Genomic DNA, 24,169 nt, shown 5'->3' on the forward strand with positions numbered 1-24,169 from the left:
ATGGTCCTTAGTTCTGCACCAATACGCCCCCACTCCGATCGATCTGGTCTTGTGGAATCGGGAAGTAATTGTTCTTCTCCGTGAATTGAAGCCCGCTATACGAGCTGATGAGACTTCCTTCGAAAGCAGAGTAAGCTTCCAGCACCTCTTTGGCAATCCCCCAACGCACCAAGTCGAAGAACCGGTGCCCTTCAAGTGCCAGTTCCAACCGGCGCTCAAAGCGGATGGCATCCAGGGCATACTCCTTACTGGCGAACGCCGGATAGGGCTGCACATCATACGCGGCGACCGCGGCACCCCCCACTGACTTATGGGGAAGCTTAGCTGCTCTTGCACGCACGTTGTTTACCCGCGCCAGTGCGTAGGCTAAGTCGCCGGTTTCTGCAGCACATTCCGCCGCCATGAGGTACACATCGGCTAAACGGATGATATTCACATTCAAGGACGTGACGTAATTGGTGCCACCCGATTGTGTATTTCCCGGAAAATCCGCTTGGTCGATCATGTGCTTATAGCCGACAAACGGCCCGCCGAATGCGGGGTCGCGCAACCAGGGATCACCGGGCATGATACCCCAATCGTGGTAAGGCACGCCCCGCCTACCGACGGTATAGTCAACCCGTGGATCGATCGCCAGTGTCTTATCTACGGTGTAATTTTCCTTAGCTGTACCGCTAAGCCCGAAATCGGACTTGAACGGGTTTTGCTGGAAAGAGCCATCCAGCATGGGCAGCCCCTGCGAAGTTACTCGGAAGGAGTTGACCAAGTCAAAGCTGGGATTGAAAAACCCACAACAATTGGCCGGTGCCGATCCATACAGTCCGCCAAGCATATCGCCAACATTGGCGTTATCACCACCACCATTAGGATTAATGGCATGTTGCGCTGCGAAAATGGACTCCGGTCCGTTTTCGGTATTCACATCAAAATTATTCAGGAAAGGTAATCCTTCCAGATTGGGACGGGCTGCAATAACCTCCTTAAATAAGACCAATGCTTCTGCGAACTTCTGTTGATACAGGTAAACTTTACCTAGGTACGATTTTGCCGCGATCTGATCTGCCCGACCTTTATCGCCCATTGGCGGATTGCCGTCTGCGGGCAAATTCTGCACCGCAAACTGGAAATCTGCCTCAATCATCGGCAACACATCCACGTTGTTAGGCACTTTGGCTGCATCGACTGTAGACATGGTCTCGTCTATGTATGGAATGTTTTTAAACACGCGCCAAAGGAAGAAATAGTAATGGCCCCTGAGCATCTTGGCCTCTGCTTCGATTTCTTTGGCCCGTTGGTCCGTAAATTTATCCGTGGCGGTTTCCTGCACCACCGTAAGCTGCCGGAGCGTGGTGTTGCAACGGGTAATACCTTCGTAATAATTATTCCACATGGTGGATAGATGCTCATTGACACTGATCGCGGTATGCCGCTCGATATCGAACATCACAGCCTGATCGGCCAGTTCACTGCCCTTATGTGCGTTATCAGCAGCCACCTCACCAAAAAGCCACTGGCTGGGTGCAGAAGCATAGTTACCCCAGGTGCCATCCCGGTTGCCGTTCATCAAGCCGTAAGCTCCGGTAAGCAACCATTCGACCGCCTTGGTATTTTGGACCTGTTCATCGGCCAATTGGCCCTGCGGGCTCCGCTCCAAGAAACTATCGCTACAACCTCCAATGCCCAACAGCATAATCAATACAGATATTTTATAGTATAATTTCATCGTTCAAAAATTTTATGGTTTGAATTACGCCATTACCGTTCGCTAAAAAGTAACACTTAGTCCCAATAGGTACTGCCGTGGTACTGGGTATACCCCCATATCAACCCCTGGAGCACTAAAATCAGACGTGTATTGGCTCACTTCAGGATCCATGCCGCTGTAACCAGTGATGGTGAACAAGTTGGTAACGCTACCGTATACACGCAGGTTAGCCACCTTACCGCCAAACATGCGTTCCGTGGGGACCGTGTAACCTAACTGCAGGTTCCGCATCCGGAAAAAGCTGCCGTCTTGCACGTAGTAACTGGACGATTGGTACTCGATGGTCGGTGCATCAGCATTCGGTGATGGCATCATGCTCGTGGGGTTACTTGGGCTCCAGGCATCCAGCACACGTGTACTCACGGCTCCGGGGAATGCATAAAAGTCGGTATACTGGCGTGTCAGGTCGAACAGGTCATTGCCCTGTGAGCCATTGAAAAACATACCGATATCAAATCGCTTATAGGATGCATTCAAACTAAGCGAATAGATGAAATCCGGATGCGGGTTGCCGATTACGGTAAGGTCAGCCCCATCAACGACACCATCCGGTATACCGTCCGGGCCCGATACATCGGCGAATTTAAAGCCTCCTACCCGAGCGCCACTGTACGATGCACTGCCGGCAATGTCTGCCTCATTTTGGTATATGCCCAATACTTGATATCCATAAAACGCGCCAAAGGGAGCACCAGCTTTGATGACTGAAGTAGTCACCCCGCGCAATGTGAGGTAAGGCTGCTCCGTGACGGACGGCGCCAACTCGATGATGTCGTTGGTATATTTGGTGAAGAATGCCCCGACATCAAACTGGAACGCATTTTCATCTGCACTCGCTGCATAATGATAGTTTAAAGACACTTCGATACCCGAATTCTGGATATTACCGGAGTTAATAAACGGTGACGAGCCCCTACCCACCGCAGCGGAGGGTTGCGGCACGGGGTACAATACACCTTCCGTCCGTCGGTCGAACCAGTCGACCGCACCATCGATCCGTTGGCCGAACAAGGTAAAGTCAAGGCCTACGTTTACCGACTTGGCCTCTTCCCATTTTACGCCTAGGTTATCATAATTACTGGTCCATAATCCACTCGCCAGTTCATTCCCCCCTGTGATGGGGTAGAAGGAATGATTGATCCCCGACGCGTACCTTCTCACGTACTGGAACGTTGGAATGCGCTGGTTGCCCGTAACGCCGTAACCTGCGCGGAACTTCAGGTCGTCCACCCAGGTGACGGTATTCATAAAATTTTCGTTGGAAACGCGCCACGCCACACTGGCTGCGGGGAAGGTGCCATAACGGTTTTCAGGCCCGAAATTAGACGATCCATCGCGACGTACCGTTGCTGATAACAAATACCGGTCGGCAAACGCGTAGTCAACCCGACCGAAAACGGAGAAAAGTGATCCCTCCGCGCCTGTGCTTCCAGCACTGGTATTAGCGGCCGTGTTCAAGTAGTAATAATTCAGGTCGCCGGCGACGAAAAACTCGTTCCCATTCCCATTCAACTGATGGTATTTCGATTCTACCGCTTCCGTACCCAGCAGCACAGTGAGGTTGTGGCGGTCACTGAACGTATTTTTGTACGTGGCGGTATTAGACCACGTCCATTCGGAGTTATACCCCTGGTACTCACCTAGGGTATTATTCGTGAAACTCCCTTCGGAACGCTCCGGATTGGGGTACCCAATTGAAACGCCATTAAAGTTTTCATAACGAAGGCCGAAGGTACTCCGGAAATTGAGCCCTTCCAACAGCTTGATATCGGCAAAGGCACTTCCGAAAAACTGGCCGCTTTTATTTACATTGTCTTTGGAACGGTACAGCACGGAAAGCGGATTATCGGCATTCCCCATTTTATTGCCGCGGGTACCCGCAAAATTGCCCATGATGTCGTATACCGGGATAATGGTCTGTATCCGGTAGGCCCAACCGATAGGCGACCCCTCTCCTTGGTAATCTCCCGATCTGTTTTCATTGACGCCGAACCCATGGCCGCTGGTATAGGAATATTGCATGTTCTCACCCAGCGTCACCCGGTCGTCGAGAAAGGTGAACTGGGTGTTGCTGCGGATGGTAAACCGCTCAAAGCCGGTATATTTATAGGTTCCCTCCTGCTTGAATGCGCCGCCGCTTATGGCATAGCTGGCATTTTCGCTGCCCCCCAAAATGCTGAGCTGATAGTTTTGCATGGGAGCATCCCGCGTAATGGCATCAAACCAGTTGGTACCGGCATGATTGGCTTTCGTAATCTGGTAAAACTGGGCCGGGTCCATACTGTAATTGTATTTCGATGCGTCGGCATCCGCCGCGGTGATTTCATGACCGGTTGCAGACCCTGCCAAGAGGTACTCCGGCAATGTCGGACGATCGGGGTCCGACCCGTAATTCGTGCCGGTGGTTTCACTGGTACCGGGGGTATCGCCGGCATTTTTAAACCGCGCATAAACATACTCCCCGAACTGCATCGGATTCAGGAATTCGGGGAAGCGATTTCGCATCGGCTGCTGCGTACCGTAGTAGGTATCGAACGTGATCTTCGGTGCGCCCGTCGTCCCTTTGCGGGTGGTAATGATTACGACACCGTTATTCGCACGGGCACCGTAAATGGAAGCCGCCGAGGCATCCTTCAATACCTGCATATTTTCAATGTCATTGGCGTTCAGCCAACCCAGCTTACCCTCATAAGGCATCCCGTCGATGATATACAAGGGGTCGTTGTTATTGATGGTACTGAATCCCCTGATGCGGATCTGCGGTGTGGCACCCGGCGCACCGGTATTGATGATCTGTACGCCAGTAGCTTTCCCTTGCAACGCTTCAATGGGGCTGGCCGCCGGCTGTTGTTTCAAGTCTTTTACATCGACTACGGCGACCGAGCCGGTTACATCCTTTCTGAGTTGGGTACCATACCCCACCACCACCACCTCATCCAATGTACTCAACGAGGTCTGAAGGGCGAGGTCATAAACGCGTCGATTGCTATCCACCACAAACTCCTGGGCTGCAAAGCCGATGTAGCTCACTTCCACCGTCGTGTTTGGCATCACCTCCAGTGAGAACCGACCGTCGTCATCTGTACTCGTACCCTTGGCAGTGCCTTTCACTTTCACCGCCGCACCCAATATCGGCATGCCGTTGCTTGCATCTGTGACCTTACCGGTAATGGTAAGCTCCTGAAACTTATTGAAGAGCAAGATTTTATCATGTTCTACCTTATAGTCAATGCCGATCGGTCTGAAAACCTCCTTGAGCACATCAGATAAGTCGCCGTAAAGTGATGTGATCTTGATTTTACGGTTGGTCTTGATAGCAGAAGAGCTGTAAATGAAATGCGCACCCGATTGTTCCTCAAGCGTCGCAATCAGCTCTTTTATGGTGGTGCGTTTGCCAGCCACTTCGACCCTTTTGTCAAGCGCACCCTGGGCGTCCACCTCGGTTGCATGGCTTGTAAATACGACAATCGACGTAATAAGGGCATATAAAAAGGTTAGTCTCATCGCAGTTTTGGTTAACGCAATAATTCGATCTTTTTTCATATTTTTGAAAAATTTATGGTTCGTAAACGGATTTTTTGAACTGTAAATCATACCGGAATGAATCGATTCCGGGTTACGGCCGGCAATACCCCCATATTGCCGGTTTTTGTTTGTTAAGTTTTCAGTTTAATCATTTTAATGTGCTTTTGGTTCAACCTCATCGGCTTCCATCAACGGTTATTCACTTGGCAAGTGCCAAAGAAAGCCATTGAAACCCCGTTTGGTCTCGGGGCTCGGAAACAGATTCATTAAAATACAGGCTGGCAACGCCTCCCCGCTGCCCGGTAGTTGGTTAAGTTTTGTTGTCTTTCATCATATCGTGCATTAGTGTGTTTGGTTATAAAAATGTGTGTTCATTGTGGTCGCTATTTATTCTTCAGGAAAATGGTTGTGCCCGCCACTTCATAACGGGTACCGGTAACGGTGCAGATGATATCCAACTGCTTGAACAACCCGATTCCACTGATATCACCCGTAAATGTAATCTGGGTTAAACTGCTATCCGCAACCACGCTCAGCGCATATAGCCCACTAAGCGTTTCAGCCAGGTCGGGCATCGGGATATCCTTGAATGTCTCGTGGCGGATGGCATCCACCTGTTCACTAAGGGGTAACGGATTCTCCGCAATGGTTTCTTCAATTCCATTCGGCAACAATACGGCCCTTTGATTGGTCGTGACATACGCTTTATCCGGTGCGGAAAGCACGCGTTTCATAAAGTTACGCTTGCCTACGTTATAAAATACGTCAACCTTGCCGGAATACACGATGACTTCACCTTTTGCATCCCCTTTGGGCGCCGTGATCTTGAATTTCGTTCCCAATACTTTGGTAATCATCCCCTCATGGAAAACCCAAAACGGATTTTCTTTATTGGCAGCCACCGAAAAAAATGCATCGCCGACCAACCGGACTTCCCGGCTTCTTTCTTTGAAGTGTTTGGGATATTCGAGTAACGCCCCAGGATAGAGCTCCACCAATGACTGATCGGAAAGGATGATGTTCATACGGTGCTTGGTGTCATTCTTCACCAGCATGATATTGCTATCCAAAGCGACATCCCGGGATGCAAACGATGGCTGGACCGGATAGCAGACGATGCGGAAATATACAATGGTTCCTGAGGCGACTAATAAAGCCGCTATAGATGCTGCGACCAACCAAAGCCTCACGCGCTTCGACCGAAAAAACGATAATGATGCAATTGTGCTGGTTTCATGATCATCATCCAGCTGCGGACGGATCTTATCCCATAGGGCGTCTTCTATGGCATCTAAATTTTCGGAACTGATTTCGCTATGGTCGTTTCCATCCAGCATATGATACCAATGATTCACCAGTTGTTCTTCTGCTGGCGTACACTGTCCCGCTAGGTAGCGCTGCAATAAACGATGAAAATTGGCTCGTCCCATTATTCCGCGAAAGGTTATAATCCGTATTAATTATGTAGTCCATCGAAAGGCTGCAATCCCTAAAAATTTATTCAAAAAAATTTTGAAGGAGTAACGCGATGGGTAGAAAGTCCTTCAATGCAAGGCGCATGGTCTTCAGCGATTGGGTGATGTGGTATTCCACTGCTTTTTCAGACAGGTTGAGTTTGCTGGCGATTTCCTTCACCGAATAGTGTTCGGTGCGACTTAATGTGTAGATGGCTTTTGTTTTGGGTGGCATCAACGCCACCCCTTTATCGATAGCGTCATTAAGCTCCTTCATGTGGACAGATGCTTCCACCGGATTTTGAGGGTCCCTTTGTTCACGAAGGAAATGAAACGTGTAGGTTTCCTCATACCATTGGGATTTCAGGTAGGTAATGAAGCGGAACCGGACAGCGGAAAACAAATATGCCGCAACATTTCGAATCGTTATGGATTTCCGATTTTCCCATAAAGAGACGAACACATGCTGCGTGATGTCTTCGGCCAGCGTCGGATCACCGGACCGCTTCATGACCTGGGTATAACACCGTCTCCAATACCGTTTGTACAGCGCTTCGAATGCAACTTTGTCGTCTCTGCTTATTCGGGTAAGCAACTCAGCATCTGTTTCGATGATGGATTTGTTCAACAAGGCCTTATTCATTGGTTGACACAAACCTAACAATTCGGTTACAGATATCCAAGTACTGTGTTCATTATTCGGAATATTTGCGCAAACAGTTATTCATTTGCAATCCGTTAACCTAAACCCCTATGCATTTCCTATCTTTGGCCATTGAACTGTATTGTTACCGTACGCAACCATGAAAGCGCCTCACCTATTATTCAGCATCCTCGCCATCGGCATGCTGCAAACAAGTTGCAACAGCAATAGCAGGCATGACGATATGCCCAAAACCAATACGCCGATCAGCTCCGAAAACCAGAACTTCTATGTGGATACACTCCACACCGGGCTCAATAATCCTTGGGGCATGGTTTGGTTACCCGATGGCCGTATGCTGGTCACGGAGCGCAAAGGCGAGCTATTGGTGTTCGAAAACGAACAGGATACAGGCACTAAAATCAGTGGTTTCCCGGAAACCTATGAACGTGGGCAAGGCGGTTTGATGGACATCCAGCTTCACCCCAATTACACCGAAAATGGGTGGATATACGCTACCTACGCCAAGCCGGGGCAAGGGGGCGGCAGCACGGCTCTAATCCGATTCAAACTGGGGAATAATGAAATCACCGACCTGGAAACGCTCTACCAAACCATGCCGCTATCGACATCGGGCGTACACTTCGGAAGCCGGATCATTTTCGATAAGGCCGGCTACCTGTATTTCAGTACGGGTGAACGGGGAACCAAGGGAAATGCTCAAAACCTGGCCAACGATCTGGGCAAAATACACCGGCTGCATGCCGATGGCCGCATCCCGGGCGACAATCCCTTTGTGAATACTTCCGGGGCAAAGCCGAGTATCTGGTCATATGGGCACCGCAATGTACAAGGCATGGTGTACGACGGTTCCAATGACCTCATCTATGCCACCGAACATGGGCCACGCGGCGGTGACGAACTCAATATTATTGAAAAAGGTAAAAATTATGGGTGGCCGATCATCACCTATGGCATTGATTACAGCGGCGCCATCATTTCGGAGCTCACCGGAAAACCGGGGATGGAGCAACCCATTCATTATTGGACACCATCCATTGCGACGTGTGGATTGCTGTATTACACAGGTGACCGCTACGCCGGTTGGCAAGGCAATCTTTTTGCGGGCGCCCTGGCATTAACACACGTAGCCCGTATCGAAATTTCCAACGGAAAATACACCCATGAGGAAAAGCTTCTTGAAGGCATCGGTCGCGTAAGGCATATCGCCCAAAGCCCAGATGGCTTTATTTACATACTCACCGAAGGCCCTGGCATGCTACTAAAACTGATGCCACTCGAATAAAACGCGATGCGTGCTCAAAACCTGCCGGGTTTATCAAAAACTGCGTATCTTTGTGATCATGAATGTGGACAATCTGCTTAGACGGGCGTTGGATTTTGAATTTCTTTCCATTGATGAGGGAATTCACCTGTACCACCACGCACCGATCGCCGACTTGACCTATGTGGCGAATGAATTGCGTAGGATACAGGTACCCCATGGCAAGGTAACCTGGCAAATCGACCGCAATGTGAACACCACCAATGTGTGCATCGCAAATTGCAAGTTCTGCAACTTTTTCCGCAGGCCGGGCCACGAGGAAAGTTACATCACCGACATCGAAACCTACAAGCGTAAAATCGAAGAGACATTCCGCTATGGCGGCGATCAGTTGTTGCTACAAGGGGGCCATCATCCCGATCTTGGATTGGCATTCTACGCCAATCTCTTCAAAGAACTGAAAGCGTTATATCCGACATTAAAATTACATGCGCTTGGCCCCCCAGAAATCGCTCACGTTGCCAAACTGGAAAACATGCCGCACATCGATGTGCTCCGCGCACTCAAAGAGGCAGGGCTCGACTCACTGCCCGGTGCTGGTGCGGAAATATTGAACGATCGAGTAAGACGCCTGATATCCAAAGGCAAATGTGGCGGTAAAGAGTGGTTGGACGTGATGCGGGCTGCCCATCAGGTCAATTTACCGACGTCGGCCACCATGATGTTTGGCCATATCGAGACCATTGCCGAACGGTTTGAGCACTTGACGTGGATACGGCAGGTGCAAGCAGAGCGGCCTGCAAACACCTACGGCTTTGTTGCGTTCATTCCCTGGCCCTTTCAGGATGATGGCACCTTGCTCAAACGCCTCCGCGGAATTACCAACAATGTAACGGGCGACGAGTATATTCGCATGATTGCATTAAGCCGCATCATGTTGCCCAACATTAAAAACATACAGGCTTCTTGGCTAACCGTGGGAAAAAGCATAGCACAGCTTTGCCTACACGCTGGCGCCAATGACTTCGGATCAATCATGATTGAGGAAAACGTCGTGTCCGCTGCGGGAGCACCGCATCGATTCACTTCCAAATCGATACAGGATGCCATCCGGGGCGCTGGATTCCAGCCTCAGCTTCGCACGCAGAAATATGAATTTCGGGACATACCCGAAACGATGGAAGAACAGGTCATTGATTATTAAGAAACTTGGAAAAGTTGAGTCAACACATCGAAGCGCTAATCTATGCTTCGGAATATGGCATCGGCATCGCCGAAATCAAGCAGGTCCTCGAGTCATCGTCGGCTATCGACCTCGAGGAGCAGGTCATCATCGCGGCGGTGGAAGAAATCAAAAATCGCTACCTTCAGGAAGCGTATATACTCGAATTGAGATTCATAAACAACGGATACCAGTTTTTGACCAAACCGTTATACTACGACACCATCAACCAGCTACAGTCTCACCGTTCAAAAAAGAAGCTTAGCCCGGCGGCACTGGAAACGTTGGCCATCATTGCCTATCGCCAGCCCATTACGAAATTAGAAATTGAACAAATCCGCGGGGTCAATTGCGATTATTCTGTGCAACGCCTACTTGAAAAAGAACTGATTAAAATTATGGGAAAATCCAACACATTGGGTAAGCCCATATTATACGGCACGAGTGACATTTTCATGGACCATTTTGGCATCGCCAATACCGCCGACTTGCCGAAGCTGAAAGAAATCGTCCAAGACGACAATACAATAGGCAATACCAGCGAATGAGCGACCAAGATATTTTTTTCAAAAAATATGTTTTGAAATCAAATTCTTGCTACTTTTATCCTATAAAAAAACTACAGTATTTTTTAATATGATTATGGAAACGCCAATGATGCACGACAATGATTTAGCGATGTTGGAGGACGACGTTTTGGTCACTTTTGACGATGGACCGGAAGATGATGACTCGGATGGTCTCTTCGAGGATGAGGATGATTTTGAGTTGGATGAGTTTGACTCGTTGGATGAATTTGATGATTTCGATGACGATGACGACTACTGATAAAAAAATCCCCCTATTTGAAAGTATTCTTACCTAACCAACGATTACGGTATAATTACGCGTCATACCCATACGCCGTAAAGGGCGTATGGGTATCCATCCATTTCTATTTGCAAACTTTCGCTTCCAGCGGGGCCAATACAGGCTATTCCGTGGGCTTTCTATGCAACATTTCGTAAAGATCGATTACCTTTTTCTGTAATTCAATCACTTCCGCGTCGCGCTCTTGAAGCTTCTTGTTAGCCGATGCCAGTTCCGAAGCCTGTCTTTTTTCCTCTTCGGAATCCGTAGTGGCCAGTAATTGGACCACGGTAAGGCCAAAAAGCCGTGATATTTGATCCAATCGGGATAAGTTGACATCTGTTATGCCAGTCTCGATTTTGGAGAAAGCCGGTATGGATATATCCAGCCGCTTGGCGACGTCTTCCTGGCTCCACCCTTTCTGGTGCCGCAAGAGCCTGATCTTTTTTCCTAATGCATTCATTGGTAAGATGGTAAGTAGAAATCTAAGTAGTTGCGTGATGCGATTTCCGTAATCGGGAATCGAATATAATCAAACTTTTCATTTATATAAGAACTTATCGGCGAAATTAACAAGATTTATGCCACCATAATTTCCGGAGCTCATGAACAATAGGTTTTTGCCCGATGGGGACATTTCATTCAGGTATTGTTTCATGTTTTCAATGCGGCTAAAATAGACCAAATTAGGCTGATTGAAGGCTTTCTTTAACGTGTCTTCCGAAATCGCTTCGGCATTTCGTTGTTTCAGTGTTTCCTGATTGATGAATACTGCGGGGTATTCGGCCTCATGCATCGTATCTTTATACTCATTCAGATAGGCTTCGTTAAGGCTACTATAGGTATGCAATTCAATAATAGCCACCAATGCCTTGCCAGGAAATTGCTCCTTGAGCGCATGGATACTTGCTTTCAATTTGGCCGGTGTGTGTGCAAAATCCTGATAGACGACACTATCGTTATCACTCGCCACATATTCCAAGCGCCTCGATGCGCCCTTGAACTGACGGATTGCCGTAAAAAATGCTTCGCGCGTTACGCCCAGCCACTCGCACACCGTAAAAGCGGCGGCGATATTAGACAGGTTGTGCTTTCCAAAAACCTGCAACGGGATATCCCCCATATGGCTGTGCATATAGGTTATTCCTTTATTGATGGTATATTCCGGCGTACGGTAACCGTGCTTATTTATCTTAGATCGGTCTTCGAGGACCAGCTCCTGCAGGGTCTTATCCTCTTTGTTATAGACCAGTGTTCCCTTGGGCTCAATATGCTTGATGAATAGCCTGAATTGATTCACGTAGTTTTCAAACGTCGGGAACGCATTAACGTGGTCCCACGCCACACCGCTGATGAGTGCAATATTCGGTCGGTATAAATGGAATTTGGGTCGCTGATCAATCGTCGACGCGAGGTATTCGTCGCCTTCGATAATCATAAGCGGGGCGTCCTTGGTAAGTCGCACCATATACTCAAATTCATCCAGCTTTGCACCAACCAAGTAATCGAACTCCCGCCCGATAGACTTGAGTACATGCATGATCATGCTTGTAATGGTAGTTTTACCATGACTTCCACCTATTACAACCCGTGTTTTCTCCTTTGCTTGCTCGTAGACAAACTCCGGATACGAATAAATACGGATCCCTAATTCCTGGGCTTTCAACAACTCCGGATTGTCTGCGTTGGCGTGCATACCCAATACAACTGCATCAATATCCGCCGTAATATGCGTGGGGTCCCATCCAAGCTGGGGGAGCAGCCCCGCATTGGCAAGATTGGTACGTGATGGTTCGTAAATATGATCATCAGAACCACTCACGATATACCCTTTCTTAGCCAAAGCAATAGCGAGGTTATGCATAATGCTACCGCCAATGGCAATAAAATGTACCCGCATAACTATAGTTTCTTAATAAACCGTGCAGCTACCCAGCCGTCCAACTCCTTATGATTTTCATAAACGAGCCCATGCGGGATTCCAGCGTTTGTCAACGCCTCCAAATCGCTTCCGGCGTAAAAGCCACTCATATACAGCACACCGCCCGCTTCGAGCGACCGAGCATACTCACGCAATTGGTCCAACAAGATATTGCGGTTGATATTGGCAAGTATCACATCAAACCGTTGGTTCACGACCAAATCGACCGAGCCGCATTTCGTCACCACATGCGCCACATCATTCCGCATCTTATTTTCCTCTACACTCGCAATACACACCGGATCGTTGTCAATCGCCCAAACCTGCGATGCGCCGAGTTTCGAGGCCAATATAGCTAATATCCCAGTACCGCACCCCATATCCAACACGACCTTCCCTTCAAATGCATCCGTTAACAAGTAACACATAATCAACGAAGTAGTTTGATGGTGACCTGTGCCAAAAGCCATTTTCGGATCGATGATGATTTCATAGGGATATTCCGGCTTCGGGGGATGGAAACTAGCCCGCACATAGCATTGATCAGCCACAACGATCGGCTCAAAATTGCTTTCCCACACTTCGTTCCAATTCTGCGGAAGGATCTCATGCACCTGATAAGTCACTTCAAAATCTACAGGCTGCTGTATCAACAGTGATTCGAGCGCCTGCAAATCGAGCTGATCCGATGCGATGTAAGCTGCGAAGCCGTTACTCCGGGGTTCAAACGTATCGAAGCCCATGCCGCCTAAGTCGTGTATCAGCACATCTTGATGCCACCCTTCGCCCCCTTTACAAGAAAAAATGATTTCACTGTACTTCATCGCGCGTTGCTATGAGCGATTGAAAACTTTTACAATTTCAATAAAATCACGTGATTTCAACGACGCACCACCGATAAGGCCTCCATCGATGTCGGCCTGTGCAAATAGTTCGGCTGCATTTTTGGGATTGCAACTTCCACCATACAGTATCGTTGTGCGGTCCGCCACTTCCTGATTAAAGTGTTCGGCCAGTTCATTGCGGATAAAAGCATGAACCTCCTGCGCCTGCTCCGGTGATGCGGTAAGCCCGGTACCGATGGCCCAAACGGGTTCATATGCGAGTACCACGTTGTCAAATGCATTGTCCGACAGGTGGAAAACTCCCTTTTCCAATTGCGTCCGGATTACTTCGAAATAGCGGTTTGACTCGCGCTCTTCCTTTGTTTCGCCCACGCAGAAAATAGGAGTCAATCCGTGTTCCAGCGCCGCATCTGCTTTTTTGCTGAGCACGTAGTCATCCTCATGGAAATATGCTCGGCGTTCTGAATGCCCTAAAATGACGTACCCTGCGCCGGTTGACTTTACCTGGAGTGCCGATATTTCCCCTGTATAGGCGCCAGCTTCTTCAAAGTAAATGTTTTGTGCGCCCACAGCAACCTGAGGAGCGCCTTTGGCCAGCTGAGCGATGCTGTGAAGATGAATAAACGGAGAACAAACAACCACCGCTTGGTCACCGATCACTTCATCCTTAGCCATGTTTACGATTTCGGAAAAGAGACTGATTCCCTGCTGATAGTCAAGATTCATTTTCCAATTTCCGGCAACAATTTTCTTTCGCATGATGCTTATTATTCTTAGTTAAGTAATTAAAAATACAGTTTTAAAAATCCCGTTGGCTTTCGGTCAATTCAAATACAGCTTTCAACAGCCGTTTTTCAAGTTCGTTAAATTGAAGGTTACGACGCTCATACACCAATTCTGTGGTTTCAAATAACTTATCCAACTGGTAGGTGGAAAAACCTTCACTGCCCCCCCAGGCAAAATCGGGGATAAATGTAGGTGGCATGCCCGAACCGAAAATACTTGCCCCCACGCCGACAACCGTACCGGTATTGAACGCCGTATTGATTGCACATTTTGCATGGTCGGCCATAATCGTACCGCAAAACTGCAACCCGGTATCCCGGTATCCCGTCTTCCGATAGTCGTATAAGCGTACTGATTTGTAATTGTTCTTTAAATTCGAATTGTTGGTGTCGGCGCCCCAGTTACACCATTCTCCCATCACGGCACTACCAAGATAACCATCATGGCCCTTGGAAGATCGCCCCCATATCACACAGGTATTCAACTCCCCGCCCACCCGTGAATGCGGGCCGACCGTTACATTGCTATATACGCGACTCCCCATTTTTAGTTGCGAGCCCTCCCCTAATGCAAAAGCCCCCCGGATAAGGCTGCCCTCCCATACTTCACTGTCCTTCCCCAGATAGATAGGCCCCGTCGTGCTGTTGAACGTCGCAAATTCTGCTTGGGCACCCGCTTCGGCAAACACATTGTCACCAATGAAACGGTTACTGCCTGATAATATTGCCGAAGATCTTCCCGTTGTTAGGCGTTCGAAATCCAAACATAGCTGTGTACCATTGCTCAGAAATATATCTTCGGGATGATTAATCTGCGCCACGTCATGGTCGTATACCACCGGTGAATAGTCGACGAGATTCGGCAAATCTCCTTGCCGCACTGCACTGGCTTCCGTGCGTAGCGCTATGAATTCGTCGCCACGCATTAATACCTGTCCCGTGCTTAGCGCCATCACAGCGTCGGCCAGTCGATTATCGGGGCAGCAATTTCCTTTGATCAGTAAAACATCGTCGTCTTGGCGGCTTAGTGGATATTTTTCTTTCAGGTAATCCTCGCTTAAGAACGAGTATGAGGCGTTCAGCCATTTCCCCCATTTTTCGGCTATGGTTAATATCCCCACTCGCAAATCAGCCACAGGACGCGTCAATGACAATGGATAGAGCCCCATCCGCCATCCCGCTTTGTCAAATAGAACGATATGCATAGGTTTCCATTTAGAACGGCTAAAATAAAAAAGTCCCGATAAAATATCGGGACTAATATTTTTTTATCTGCTTTGGCGTTACTTTTTGGTGTAACGGTTGCGGAATTTATCAATACGTCCTGCGGTATCGACCAATTTCATCTTACCGGTGTAAAAAGGGTGGGAAGTGTGTGAAATTTCAAGTTTCACCAATGGGTATTCTTTTCCATCCTCCCATTCTATGGTTTCTTTGGTGTCAATGCATGACTTAGTCATGAAGGCATATTCATTTGACATGTCCTTGAAAACCACCAATCTGTAATTCGTTGGATGCAAGTCTTTTTTCATTTTATTTATGAGTTACTAATATTCCTAATTGAGCGTGCAAAGATAGGCTATTCGAAATTAATTTCCAATATTATTTTACCAATCGTCGCATATTTGTAGGGCTCCTTGGGCTACAGAAATAGCAATTCACCAAAAAAACGGGGTAGGTGGAAATTCGGGAGAGGATGATCGATGTCATTCCATGCAACAAAATGCGGCAACGGCAGCTCATCACCGCATTTGTAAAAATTACCGGTACAGCGTAGTCCAGCCAATGAGTCGATGGCGTCTGCATCGAATACCTCAAAAGGAATATTCAACAGCAATCGCCATTCGGTATCGCTGCTATCCGTCGCCTTCGCTTTAATGTTACTATAACTTCTCAGCTGTTCGATGGTATGTTTGGCCAGGTATCGCCGCTCGGTTCTATCTGCATTCCCATAACCAATCAATGCGGTGCCTAAGCAATTAAACTCCAGGTTATAGTAATTTTTGCCGTCAAAAGACAGGAAAAACTCCACACAGCTATCCTTATATACGGGATCATTGGTATTCCGATATTCGGCTTTGAGGTGCTTTTCCCTAACTTCATATTGGAGCAGCAGGCCATCAACCGTATGCGCAATCTTGAATTGTACCGAGGGTCGATATGGAAAGGCTGGCCAAGGCACCCTGGCGATATCAACAGCATCCAGGGGGGCCATTGCCGCCCATAGCGCTTCCGCTGATGTGCGCCGATCGACCTGTTCCAAAAACGGAATGACAAGTGTTTTCATGTTGGCCTCCTTTTGCCTGCGTTAGCCAACCTGCTGGTACCGACCCATTACCCGGGCAACAATTGCCAGCAATTCCGGCTCGTGTGCTTCCAGTTGCTCCACCAATTTGAGTTGCGCTTTAGCGCGCTGCAGGTTATGGTCGGCATGATGGATTTTATAATAGTGATCACCTTCCAAAAAATCCGTAAGAAAACGCACGGCTTGCATATAGGGCAGCAGCAATACCCCATCTATAAGCGATTCGACTTCCTGCGGCATTAAAAAGGAATGGGCCTCTTCAAAATACCCTGCTGTATAGGCCTCAAATAATGGAATATTCAACGTTATCTTACTTAAGTCTGCCTCATCCTCAGCGGCACTGTTGATGATCGTCCGGATGGCATCCCCAAAGTCATAAGCCACGTATCCGGGCATTACGGTATCCAGATCAATGACACATTGTGCCTTATCATCCGCATCAAGCAGTACGTTATTGAATTTGGTATCATTGTGCGTGATGCGTATAGGAAGTCGGCCCTGGGCCGCCAAGTCCAATATCCCATGCATGCGCTTTTCTCGGGCTTCTATAAACGTCAGTTCATCACGCACCCGATGCACCCGGTTTCTCGCATCGCGCGCTATGGCGCCATGCAGCTTATCCAGTCGCTTGCCGATGTGATGGAAATCCGGGAGGACTTCGTGGATCAACCCCACATCCAAATCTACCAATAGCCGCTGAAACTGCCCGAATGCACGCCCCCCTTCCCTCGCCTGCTGCGGAGTTTCGACAATGTCGTAGCTCCGGGTGTTATCAAGCAGGATAAACATCCGCCAGAAATTGTGCAGTCCATCTTGTTGGTAAGTTTCCGCTGCTTTGGTAGGTATCAAGGTCAGCACACTGCTCTCCAGTGCGTGCGCGGGAGTCCTTTCAGACTCGTAACGCATCCTTAAATGCTGCGTTACCAGCTGTATGTTTTGCATCACAGCAACCACATTTTTAAATACATGATGGTTCACACGCTGGAGCAGATAGCGTTTCGCTCCGGGCCCGTCGGTTAGCACACGGTATGTATCGTTAATATGCCCTGACCCAAACGGTGACACATCGATAACGTTACCTTCGATATCGAACATACTGGCTAACGCTGCTAGTTGCTTTGGACTAAAATCGCTCATAAAGATAATAGGGACACACCGTCTTTTTCTGTTAACAATGACACGCAATATGCAAATTCGCATACGAATAACCATATCGTTTTATCAAACAATCGTTTGCGTTATTTTAAAAAAAGTCAAACAACCGTTTGCATAAAAAATCCCCGCAAGATTACACTCACGGGGATGTACACATGATTATTAAACAATTAGACGATCGATGCGGATTCCAATGTGGTCGGCGAGGCGGATAACACATCCTCGCTCACCTCATCTTCATATTTTTTGAAGTTATCGATAAAAAGCTTCGCTAATTGGTTGGCTTTGGCGTAATACGCACTTTCATCGGGCCACAATTGTACGGGGTCAAGCACTGAATCCGGCACATCGGGACAGCACGTCGGATAGCGGAAGCCAAACACCGGATGCGTCCGGAAAGTAGCCTCCTTAAGCACCCCCGTCAAAGCGGCCTTGATAATGGATCGGGTATACCCCAATTTGATACGACGGCCAATGCCGTATGGCCCGGCAATCCAACCGGTATTGATCAGCCACACATCAATGTGATTGCCCGCCAGCCTCGCCCGTAATAATTCAGCGTAGTGGGCTGGATGCAATGGCAGGAAAGCCTCCCCGAAACATGCCGAAAAAATGGCTTTAGGCTCCTTGATTCCCACTTCAGTGCCAGCCACTTTAGCGGTGTAACCCGACATGAAGTGATACATTGCCTGCGTAGGAGACAGCAGGGATACGGGTGGAAGCACACCAAATGCATCCGCCGTAAGGAAGAAAATATGTTTGGGCGCAGGTGCCCTGCCCCCGGAAACACTGTCTACCACATGATGGATGGGATAGGCTACGCGAGTATTCTCCGTTTTGGAAACGTCGTCATAATTCGGCGTGCGGGTTCCGGGAAAGAAATTGATATTTTCGATCAGCGCACCGAAGCGGACTGCCCGGAAAATCTCGGGCTCCTTATCCTCATCCAGTCCGATACATTTGGCATAGCACCCACCTTCGAAATTGAAAATACCATGGTCGTCCCAACCGTGCTCGTCGTCGCCAACCAACATGCGCTCCCTATCGGCTGATAGCGTGGTCTTTCCCGTACCCGAAAGACCGAAGAACAATGCCGTGTGACCGTCTTGATCCGTATTTGCGGAGCAGTGCATCGAAAGTACATGCTTCTGGAGCGGAAGGATGTAATTCAATACAGAGAAGATACTTTTCTTGATTTCACCGGTATAGCCGGTTCCTGCTATCAAAATCACCTTTCGTGTAAAGTTGATAATAACGAAATTAGGGTGATGAAGACCATATTTTTCGGGATCCGCGCAGGTATAACCGGGCGCGGCCAAAATGGACCATTCTGGACGTGCGGCGGGGTCGGGTGAGGCAGGCCGGATGAATAGGTTATTCACGAATATATTCTGGTAGGCAGTTTCCGTTACGGTTCGCACAGCGATGCTATGGCTGTCGTTCGCGCCGGCAATGGCATCGCGAACAAAGATAGCCTTGCCATTGAAGTATGCGCCAACCTGTTCAAACAATTCGTCAAACGATGCCCCGGATATCGGTTGATTGACGCTGCCCCACCAGATGGAATTTTCCGTCAGCGTATCGCGCACAATGAACCGGTCATAGGGTGCTCTACCCGTAAAACATCCGGTATCTGCAGCCAGCGCACCGGTCGCGGCAAGACTCCCCTCACCGTTGATGATGGCATACTCAACCAATTCGGCCACGCTGCTTTGATAGTGTACCTTTTCTCGGTTCTTGATAAAAAGGTAATTCAGCTCAGGAATAGCTATTTCTGAAGCATTCATAGCAATAATTTAACTGTTTTTATGAAATTAATGCGACAAATGTAGGGATTAAAAATTCACAACATCGCATAAAAAACATTGAAAATCAGCTTTTTGTAAAATATACACTAAGTTAACACACTGTTATACAATACCATTTATCGTTTTAGCTTTTTCTGAAAAAAAATTTATCACGATTTGTGCAAACGTTTCAATGTTCCGATTGTATTTTTATTCCTTAGCAGTGAGTTTTTCTGCCATCATTTTTTATCTTTAGCGGTTAACCACAACAGATCTTGAAGCAGCATGAAATTATACAGCATTGATACCGGTTTTTTTAAGCTCGATGGCGGCGCGATGTTCGGTGTGGTACCCAAATCGATATGGAAGCACACAAACCCAGCCGACGAACGGAACATGTGTACCTGGGCTACCAGGCTATTACTCATCGAAGAAGGCGAGCGGCTGATATTGGTTGATACCGGAATCGGGGATAAACAGAGCGAGAAATTTTTCAGTCATTATTACCGACATGGTGATGCGACACTTGATGGCTCGCTCGCCGCCCACGGCTTCAACAGGAATGACATTACCGACGTATTTCTCACGCACCTCCATTTCGATCACGTGGGTGGGGCTGTGGTCCGAGAGCAGGGTCGGCTAGTACCAGCCTTCAAAAACGCCACCTATTGGAGCAACAAGCAACACTGGGATTGGGCACTGTTTCCCAACCATCGCGAAAAGCCTTCTTTTTTACAGGAAAACATCATCCCGATTTACGAAAGCGGACAGCTTCGCTTTATCGATGTTGAAGATGGGGTGAAATTTTCTGACAACATCAGCGTGCGTTTTGCCTACGGACATACCGACGCTATGATGTTACCTCAGATCAGTTATCACGGCAAAACACTGCTTTACATGGCCGACCTGCTCCCTTCGGCGGGCCATATTCCCCTACCCTATGTGATGAGCTATGACGTACGCCCCCTGATCACGATGGAGGAACGGAAAAGCTTCTGGCAGGAAGCTGTAGATCATGACTATGCATTGTTTTTGGAACACGATCCCATTAACGAATGCTGTACCATTCAGCTCACCGATAAGGGATATCGGCTGAAAGATGTTTTTCCATTGCGGGAATGGTTATAAAAAAAGCCGTTTCCAGTATTCCCAAAAACGGCTTCGTATAGTTTAGTTAGTACGTGACGATTATGCCGAGGCTTGGCCCTGGCGGATAATGTTCAATGCGCCTCCCGCTTTGAACCAGCCGATTTGCTGTGCGTTATAGCTGTGGTTTACCGTTATCTCATCCACTGCACCGTCGGCATGGCGGACAACCAAAGTCAGCGGCTTGTCGGGCGTAAACTCGGTAAGCCCCACGATGTCGAAGGTGTCGTCTTCCTGGATACGATTGTAGTCTTCCTTGTCTGCAAACGTCAACGCCAACATCCCCTGCTTCTTCAAATTGGTTTCATGGATACGGGCGAACGACTTAACAAGCACTGCGCGGACGCCCAAATGACGGGGTTCCATGGCCGCATGCTCACGCGACGAGCCCTCGCCATAGTTCTCATCACCCACCACGATCGTACCTATACCAGCGGCTTTGTAATCCCGTTGCGTAGCCGGTACCGGACCGTAGGCTTGGGTCAATTGATTCTTCACGGAATCCGTTTTATCATTGAAGAAATTGACCGCACCGATAAGCAGGTTATTGGAGATGTTATCGAGGTGACCGCGGTATTTGAGCCACGGTCCAGCCATGGAGATATGATCGGTAGTGCATTTACCTTTTGCCTTGATCAATAGCTTCAGGCCGGTGATATCCGTGCCTTCCCAAGCCGGGAATGGATCGAGCAGCTGCAACCGATCGGACGTTGGCGACACGGCCACCGTGATGCTGCTGCCATCTGTAGCGGGCGCTTGATAACCCGGATCTTCCACATCAAAACCTTTCAGCGGAAGCTCGTCACCCGACGGCGGGTCCAATTTCACGGTTTCCCCCTTATCGTTAACCAGTGTATCGGTTATCGGATTAAAAGATAGGTCACCAGAAATCGCAATAGCAGCGACCAATTCAGGCGAGGCCACAAACGCGTACGTATTGGGATTGCCGTCTGCCCGTTTCGCAAAATTCCGATTGAACGAGTGAACAATGGTGTTTTTTTCTGCCCGCTCAGCGCCTACCCGCGCCCACATGCCGATACACGGACCACAGGCATTGGTAAAAATCGTCGCATCCAAATCCGTAAATGTATCCAGCAGGCCATCACGTTCTGCGGTGTAGCGCACTTGTTCGGAGCCGGGGTTAATACCGAATTCAGCTTTCGTTACCAATCCTTTCGCCACCGCTTGCCTTGCCACGGAAGCCGCGCGCGACAAGTCTTCATAGGAGGAGTTGGTACAGGAGCCGATCAATCCCCACTCCACCCGCAGTGGCCAGCCATTTTTCGCAGCCTCTTCTTTCATCTTTGAAACCGGCGTAGCCAAATCAGGCGTGAAAGGCCCATTCAGGTGCGGCTCCAACTCCGACAGGTTCACTTCGATTACTTGGTCGAAATAGCGCTCCGGATTAGCGTATACTTCGGCATCTGCGGTGAGGTGCTCGCTGACGGCATTGGCCGCATCAGCGACATCAGCCCGGCCCGTAGCCCGGAGGTAACGTTCCATCGATTCATCGTAACCAAATGTTGATGTAGTTGCGCCGATCTCGGCGCCCATATTGCAAATAGTGCCTTTACCGGTACATGACATCGACGTCGCTCCTTCACCGAAATATTCCACGATACATCCCGTACCACCTTTTACCGTCAGGATACCCGCAACCTTCAGGATTACATCCTTCGGCGCAGTCCAGCCATTGAGTTTCCCCGTCAGCTTAACCCCGATCAGTTTCGGGAATTTAAGTTCCCAGGGTAATCCCGCCATCACGTCACACGCATCGGCGCCACCTACACCGATGGCAAGCATGCCTAAGCCACCTGCGTTGACGGTATGTGAGTCTGTACCAATCATCATACCACCGGGGAATGCATAATTCTCCAGCACGACCTGATGGATGATACCCGCCCCTGGTTTCCAGAAACCGATACCATATTTATTGGATACGGACGCTAGAAAATCGAACACTTCCCTACTTTCCGTGGTCGCCACGGCCAGATCCTTCTCCGCCCCCTCTTTGGCGCGGATCAGGTGATCGCAATGAACGGTAGATGGGACGGCGACACGCGGTCTTCCTGCCTGCATAAACTGCAACAGTGCCATTTGGGCCGTAGCGTCCTGCATAGCTACACGATCGGGCGCAAAATCCACGTAAGAAGCCCCACGCTCATAGGCCTGTGTCGCTCCACCATCCCACAAATGGGTGTATAAAATTTTTTCGGTCAGTGTCAAAGGCCGGTTTACCACGTTACGGGCAGCAGCAATCCGCTCTCCGTACTGGGCGTAGACCTTCTTGATCATGTCGATATCAAATGCCATCTATCAATAGTATAAATATAAAGAAATCAATAACGGGTGATAAGGCGTCGTTATTTTAATAATTTTTGCGAATTTACAAAAAAAACAAGTTTCCCCGAGGATTGCTGGCCGGCCCAATTAATTTGGAAATATTCTAAACAACTTGGTGGCCGTTTGACTGAAAAGCTCACACGGAAATCAAATCGGGTGTCATGCGCTTCAACTCAGCAATGGCATGAACGGGGTTTTTGGCCGCAAAAACAAAATTGCCCGCCACTAGCACATCTACCCCAGCCTTCAACAGCGCGAGCGCATTATGGTTGTCGACCCCCCCATCGACCTCAATAAGCAGGCTATCGTTTCTTTCCGCCGCCAGCGCCCTTAGTTCTCTTATTTTCCGGTACGTGGATTCAATGAATTTTTGTCCACCAAAACCCGGATTCACTGACATCAGGAGTACGACGTCCACGTCATCCACAATTTCATGAAGCTGCGAGATGGGTGTGCTTGGATTAATGGCCACACCAGCGGTGCACCCCAGTTCTTTGATGGCATGTACCGTCCGGTGCAGGTGTGTACACGCCTCGGCATGTACCGTGATGTTATCAGCACCTGCCTCCTTGAATTGCTTGATGTATTTATCGGGCTCGACAATCATCAGGTGTACATCCAGTGGCTTGCGTGCATAGTGTGCGATAGATGCCAGAACAGGAAATCCAAAGGAAATATTGGGCACAAAGACACCGTCCATGATATCAATGTGAAACCAATCGGCCTCGCTTTGGTTGACCATCACGATGTCATCATGGAGATGGGCGAAGTCAGCGGAAAGTACGGAAGGGGCTACAAGGTGTTTGCGCTTGGACATGGTTCTTTTTCGGCAAAGATAAGCAATTGATAACGAATCTCCGCCAAAGGAACTGGCTATCCTATTATTTATCCGCAAGGAAATCAAAGCGTTCACCCAATTCGGGCAAATACCTTACGGCGGGGTCCTCCTCATTGACGTATCGCCCCTCTTGTAGACTTCCGTTAAGCAGCCTGTTCAATAGTTTCCGTACCAATGGATATTCAAATTCCGATTTATCCAGAGTGATCAGATACGCGTTGTCGGTGATTTCAATACTTGATTTTGTCATGACGTGACTATTTATTTCCGGTGTGAAAGGTACCGTACCAATACGAAGCCA

General features: G+C 48.7%; 21 protein-coding genes. 5 read left to right on the forward strand and 16 right to left on the reverse strand.

Going from position 1 to position 24,169, the window contains the following annotated elements:
• Positions 1–7: 7 nt before the first annotated feature.
• The 4 genes from IEV98_RS15580 to IEV98_RS15595 all read right to left on the reverse strand — a co-directional run bounded on the left by IEV98_RS15580 (position 8) and on the right by IEV98_RS15595 (position 7,387).
• Positions 8–1,723 (reverse strand): RagB/SusD family nutrient uptake outer membrane protein, encoded by a 1,716-nt coding sequence (locus IEV98_RS15580; protein WP_188506950.1) that lies wholly within the window; start codon positions 1,721–1,723, stop codon positions 8–10.
• Between the two features lie 42 nt (positions 1,724–1,765).
• Entirely contained in the window at positions 1,766–5,269 is a 3,504-nt protein-coding gene (locus IEV98_RS15585; RefSeq protein WP_229738788.1) for a SusC/RagA family TonB-linked outer membrane protein, read from the reverse strand.
• Between the two features lie 404 nt (positions 5,270–5,673).
• Positions 5,674–6,720, reverse strand: a complete 1,047-nt coding sequence (locus IEV98_RS15590) for a FecR family protein (protein ID WP_188506952.1) — start codon at positions 6,718–6,720, stop codon at positions 5,674–5,676.
• A 67-nt stretch (positions 6,721–6,787) separates the two neighbouring features.
• Positions 6,788–7,387 carry an RNA polymerase sigma-70 factor gene (locus IEV98_RS15595; RefSeq protein WP_188506953.1) on the reverse strand — a complete coding sequence of 200 codons (600 nt, stop codon included), beginning with the start codon at positions 7,385–7,387 and terminating at the stop codon, positions 6,788–6,790.
• A 160-nt stretch (positions 7,388–7,547) separates the two neighbouring features.
• Here IEV98_RS15595 and IEV98_RS15600 point away from each other — a divergent pair, with 160 nt between their 5' ends.
• The 4 genes from IEV98_RS15600 to IEV98_RS15615 all read left to right on the forward strand — a co-directional run bounded on the left by IEV98_RS15600 (position 7,548) and on the right by IEV98_RS15615 (position 10,722).
• The gene (locus tag IEV98_RS15600) at positions 7,548–8,693 is read left to right on the forward strand and encodes a PQQ-dependent sugar dehydrogenase (RefSeq protein ID WP_188506954.1); all 1,146 of its coding nucleotides are present in this window, start codon (positions 7,548–7,550) and stop codon (positions 8,691–8,693) included.
• A 58-nt stretch (positions 8,694–8,751) separates the two neighbouring features.
• The gene (locus IEV98_RS15605) at positions 8,752–9,876 is read left to right on the forward strand and encodes a CofH family radical SAM protein (protein ID WP_188507210.1); all 1,125 of its coding nucleotides are present in this window, start codon (positions 8,752–8,754) and stop codon (positions 9,874–9,876) included.
• Positions 9,877–9,881: 5 nt separating this feature from the next.
• Positions 9,882–10,442: an SMC-Scp complex subunit ScpB gene (gene scpB, locus IEV98_RS15610; protein ID WP_188506955.1), complete on the forward strand. Its 561-nt coding sequence runs from the start codon at positions 9,882–9,884 to the stop codon at positions 10,440–10,442.
• 94 nt (positions 10,443–10,536) lie between these two features.
• The gene (locus IEV98_RS15615; RefSeq protein ID WP_188506956.1) at positions 10,537–10,722 is read left to right on the forward strand and encodes a hypothetical protein; all 186 of its coding nucleotides are present in this window, start codon (positions 10,537–10,539) and stop codon (positions 10,720–10,722) included.
• Positions 10,723–10,867: 145 nt separating this feature from the next.
• Here IEV98_RS15615 and IEV98_RS15620 read toward each other — a convergent pair whose 3' ends face one another.
• The 9 genes from IEV98_RS15620 to pckA all read right to left on the reverse strand — a co-directional run bounded on the left by IEV98_RS15620 (position 10,868) and on the right by pckA (position 19,541).
• Entirely contained in the window at positions 10,868–11,206 is a 339-nt protein-coding gene (locus IEV98_RS15620; protein ID WP_188506957.1) for a helix-turn-helix domain-containing protein, read from the reverse strand.
• Positions 11,207–11,284: 78 nt separating this feature from the next.
• Complete coding sequence (locus tag IEV98_RS15625; RefSeq protein WP_188506958.1) at positions 11,285–12,643, reverse strand: UDP-N-acetylmuramate--L-alanine ligase; 1,359 nt, start codon at positions 12,641–12,643, stop codon at positions 11,285–11,287.
• Between the two features lie 2 nt (positions 12,644–12,645).
• Positions 12,646–13,488 (reverse strand): 50S ribosomal protein L11 methyltransferase, encoded by an 843-nt coding sequence (prmA, locus tag IEV98_RS15630; protein ID WP_188506959.1) that lies wholly within the window; start codon positions 13,486–13,488, stop codon positions 12,646–12,648.
• Between the two features lie 9 nt (positions 13,489–13,497).
• Positions 13,498–14,268 (reverse strand): triose-phosphate isomerase, encoded by a 771-nt coding sequence (gene tpiA / locus IEV98_RS15635; protein WP_188506960.1) that lies wholly within the window; start codon positions 14,266–14,268, stop codon positions 13,498–13,500.
• 40 nt (positions 14,269–14,308) lie between these two features.
• Positions 14,309–15,499: a putative sugar nucleotidyl transferase gene (locus IEV98_RS15640; protein ID WP_188506961.1), complete on the reverse strand. Its 1,191-nt coding sequence runs from the start codon at positions 15,497–15,499 to the stop codon at positions 14,309–14,311.
• A gap of 78 nt (positions 15,500–15,577) precedes the next feature.
• Complete coding sequence (locus IEV98_RS15645; protein WP_188506962.1) at positions 15,578–15,826, reverse strand: type B 50S ribosomal protein L31; 249 nt, start codon at positions 15,824–15,826, stop codon at positions 15,578–15,580.
• A gap of 110 nt (positions 15,827–15,936) precedes the next feature.
• Complete coding sequence (locus IEV98_RS15650; RefSeq protein ID WP_188506963.1) at positions 15,937–16,581, reverse strand: carbohydrate-binding family 9-like protein; 645 nt, start codon at positions 16,579–16,581, stop codon at positions 15,937–15,939.
• A gap of 21 nt (positions 16,582–16,602) precedes the next feature.
• Positions 16,603–17,736: a phosphotransferase enzyme family protein gene (locus IEV98_RS15655; protein WP_188506964.1), complete on the reverse strand. Its 1,134-nt coding sequence runs from the start codon at positions 17,734–17,736 to the stop codon at positions 16,603–16,605.
• 188 nt (positions 17,737–17,924) lie between these two features.
• Positions 17,925–19,541, reverse strand: coding sequence for a phosphoenolpyruvate carboxykinase (ATP) (pckA, locus tag IEV98_RS15660; RefSeq protein ID WP_188506965.1), 1,617 nt, complete (start codon positions 19,539–19,541; stop codon positions 17,925–17,927).
• A gap of 285 nt (positions 19,542–19,826) precedes the next feature.
• Here pckA and IEV98_RS15665 point away from each other — a divergent pair, with 285 nt between their 5' ends.
• On the forward strand, positions 19,827–20,669 hold the full coding sequence (locus IEV98_RS15665; RefSeq protein WP_188506966.1) for an MBL fold metallo-hydrolase: 843 nt from the start codon (positions 19,827–19,829) through the stop codon (positions 20,667–20,669).
• A 60-nt stretch (positions 20,670–20,729) separates the two neighbouring features.
• On the opposite strand, the gene IEV98_RS15670 is transcribed toward IEV98_RS15665, so the two are convergent.
• The 3 genes from IEV98_RS15670 to IEV98_RS15680 form a co-directional block, all read right to left on the reverse strand.
• On the reverse strand, positions 20,730–23,000 hold the full coding sequence (locus IEV98_RS15670; RefSeq protein WP_188506967.1) for an aconitate hydratase: 2,271 nt from the start codon (positions 22,998–23,000) through the stop codon (positions 20,730–20,732).
• Positions 23,001–23,166: 166 nt separating this feature from the next.
• Complete coding sequence (rpe, locus tag IEV98_RS15675; protein WP_188506968.1) at positions 23,167–23,847, reverse strand: ribulose-phosphate 3-epimerase; 681 nt, start codon at positions 23,845–23,847, stop codon at positions 23,167–23,169.
• A 64-nt stretch (positions 23,848–23,911) separates the two neighbouring features.
• Positions 23,912–24,118, reverse strand: coding sequence for a hypothetical protein (locus IEV98_RS15680; RefSeq protein WP_188506969.1), 207 nt, complete (start codon positions 24,116–24,118; stop codon positions 23,912–23,914).
• Between the last annotated feature and the right edge of the window lie 51 nt (positions 24,119–24,169).

Origin of the sequence: Parapedobacter pyrenivorans, assembly GCF_014636865.1 — a bacterium.
Taxonomy (GTDB): Bacteria; Bacteroidota; Bacteroidia; order Sphingobacteriales; family Sphingobacteriaceae; genus Parapedobacter; species Parapedobacter pyrenivorans.

Excerpts from the sequence above, each read along its gene's own strand:
- IEV98_RS15580 (WP_188506950.1), bottom strand. The coding sequence starts at position 1,723 with ATGAAATTATACTATAAAATATCTGTATTGATTATGCTGTTGGGCATT.
- IEV98_RS15585 (WP_229738788.1), bottom strand. The coding sequence starts at position 5,269 with ATGAGACTAACCTTTTTATATGCCCTTATTACGTCGATTGTCGTATTT.
- IEV98_RS15590 (WP_188506952.1), bottom strand. The coding sequence starts at position 6,720 with ATGGGACGAGCCAATTTTCATCGTTTATTGCAGCGCTACCTAGCGGGA.
- IEV98_RS15595 (WP_188506953.1), bottom strand. The coding sequence starts at position 7,387 with ATGAATAAGGCCTTGTTGAACAAATCCATCATCGAAACAGATGCTGAG.
- IEV98_RS15600 (WP_188506954.1), top strand. The coding sequence starts at position 7,548 with ATGAAAGCGCCTCACCTATTATTCAGCATCCTCGCCATCGGCATGCTG.
- IEV98_RS15605 (WP_188507210.1), top strand. The coding sequence starts at position 8,752 with ATGAATGTGGACAATCTGCTTAGACGGGCGTTGGATTTTGAATTTCTT.
- IEV98_RS15615 (WP_188506956.1), top strand. The coding sequence starts at position 10,537 with ATGGAAACGCCAATGATGCACGACAATGATTTAGCGATGTTGGAGGAC.
- IEV98_RS15620 (WP_188506957.1), bottom strand. The coding sequence starts at position 11,206 with ATGAATGCATTAGGAAAAAAGATCAGGCTCTTGCGGCACCAGAAAGGG.
- IEV98_RS15625 (WP_188506958.1), bottom strand. The coding sequence starts at position 12,643 with ATGCGGGTACATTTTATTGCCATTGGCGGTAGCATTATGCATAACCTC.
- prmA (WP_188506959.1), bottom strand. The coding sequence starts at position 13,488 with ATGAAGTACAGTGAAATCATTTTTTCTTGTAAAGGGGGCGAAGGGTGG.
- tpiA (WP_188506960.1), bottom strand. The coding sequence starts at position 14,268 with ATGCGAAAGAAAATTGTTGCCGGAAATTGGAAAATGAATCTTGACTAT.
- IEV98_RS15640 (WP_188506961.1), bottom strand. The coding sequence starts at position 15,499 with ATGCATATCGTTCTATTTGACAAAGCGGGATGGCGGATGGGGCTCTAT.
- IEV98_RS15645 (WP_188506962.1), bottom strand. The coding sequence starts at position 15,826 with ATGAAAAAAGACTTGCATCCAACGAATTACAGATTGGTGGTTTTCAAG.
- IEV98_RS15650 (WP_188506963.1), bottom strand. The coding sequence starts at position 16,581 with ATGAAAACACTTGTCATTCCGTTTTTGGAACAGGTCGATCGGCGCACA.
- IEV98_RS15655 (WP_188506964.1), bottom strand. The coding sequence starts at position 17,736 with ATGAGCGATTTTAGTCCAAAGCAACTAGCAGCGTTAGCCAGTATGTTC.
- pckA (WP_188506965.1), bottom strand. The coding sequence starts at position 19,541 with ATGAATGCTTCAGAAATAGCTATTCCTGAGCTGAATTACCTTTTTATC.
- IEV98_RS15665 (WP_188506966.1), top strand. The coding sequence starts at position 19,827 with ATGAAATTATACAGCATTGATACCGGTTTTTTTAAGCTCGATGGCGGC.
- IEV98_RS15670 (WP_188506967.1), bottom strand. The coding sequence starts at position 23,000 with ATGGCATTTGATATCGACATGATCAAGAAGGTCTACGCCCAGTACGGA.
- rpe (WP_188506968.1), bottom strand. The coding sequence starts at position 23,847 with ATGTCCAAGCGCAAACACCTTGTAGCCCCTTCCGTACTTTCCGCTGAC.
- IEV98_RS15680 (WP_188506969.1), bottom strand. The coding sequence starts at position 24,118 with ATGACAAAATCAAGTATTGAAATCACCGACAACGCGTATCTGATCACT.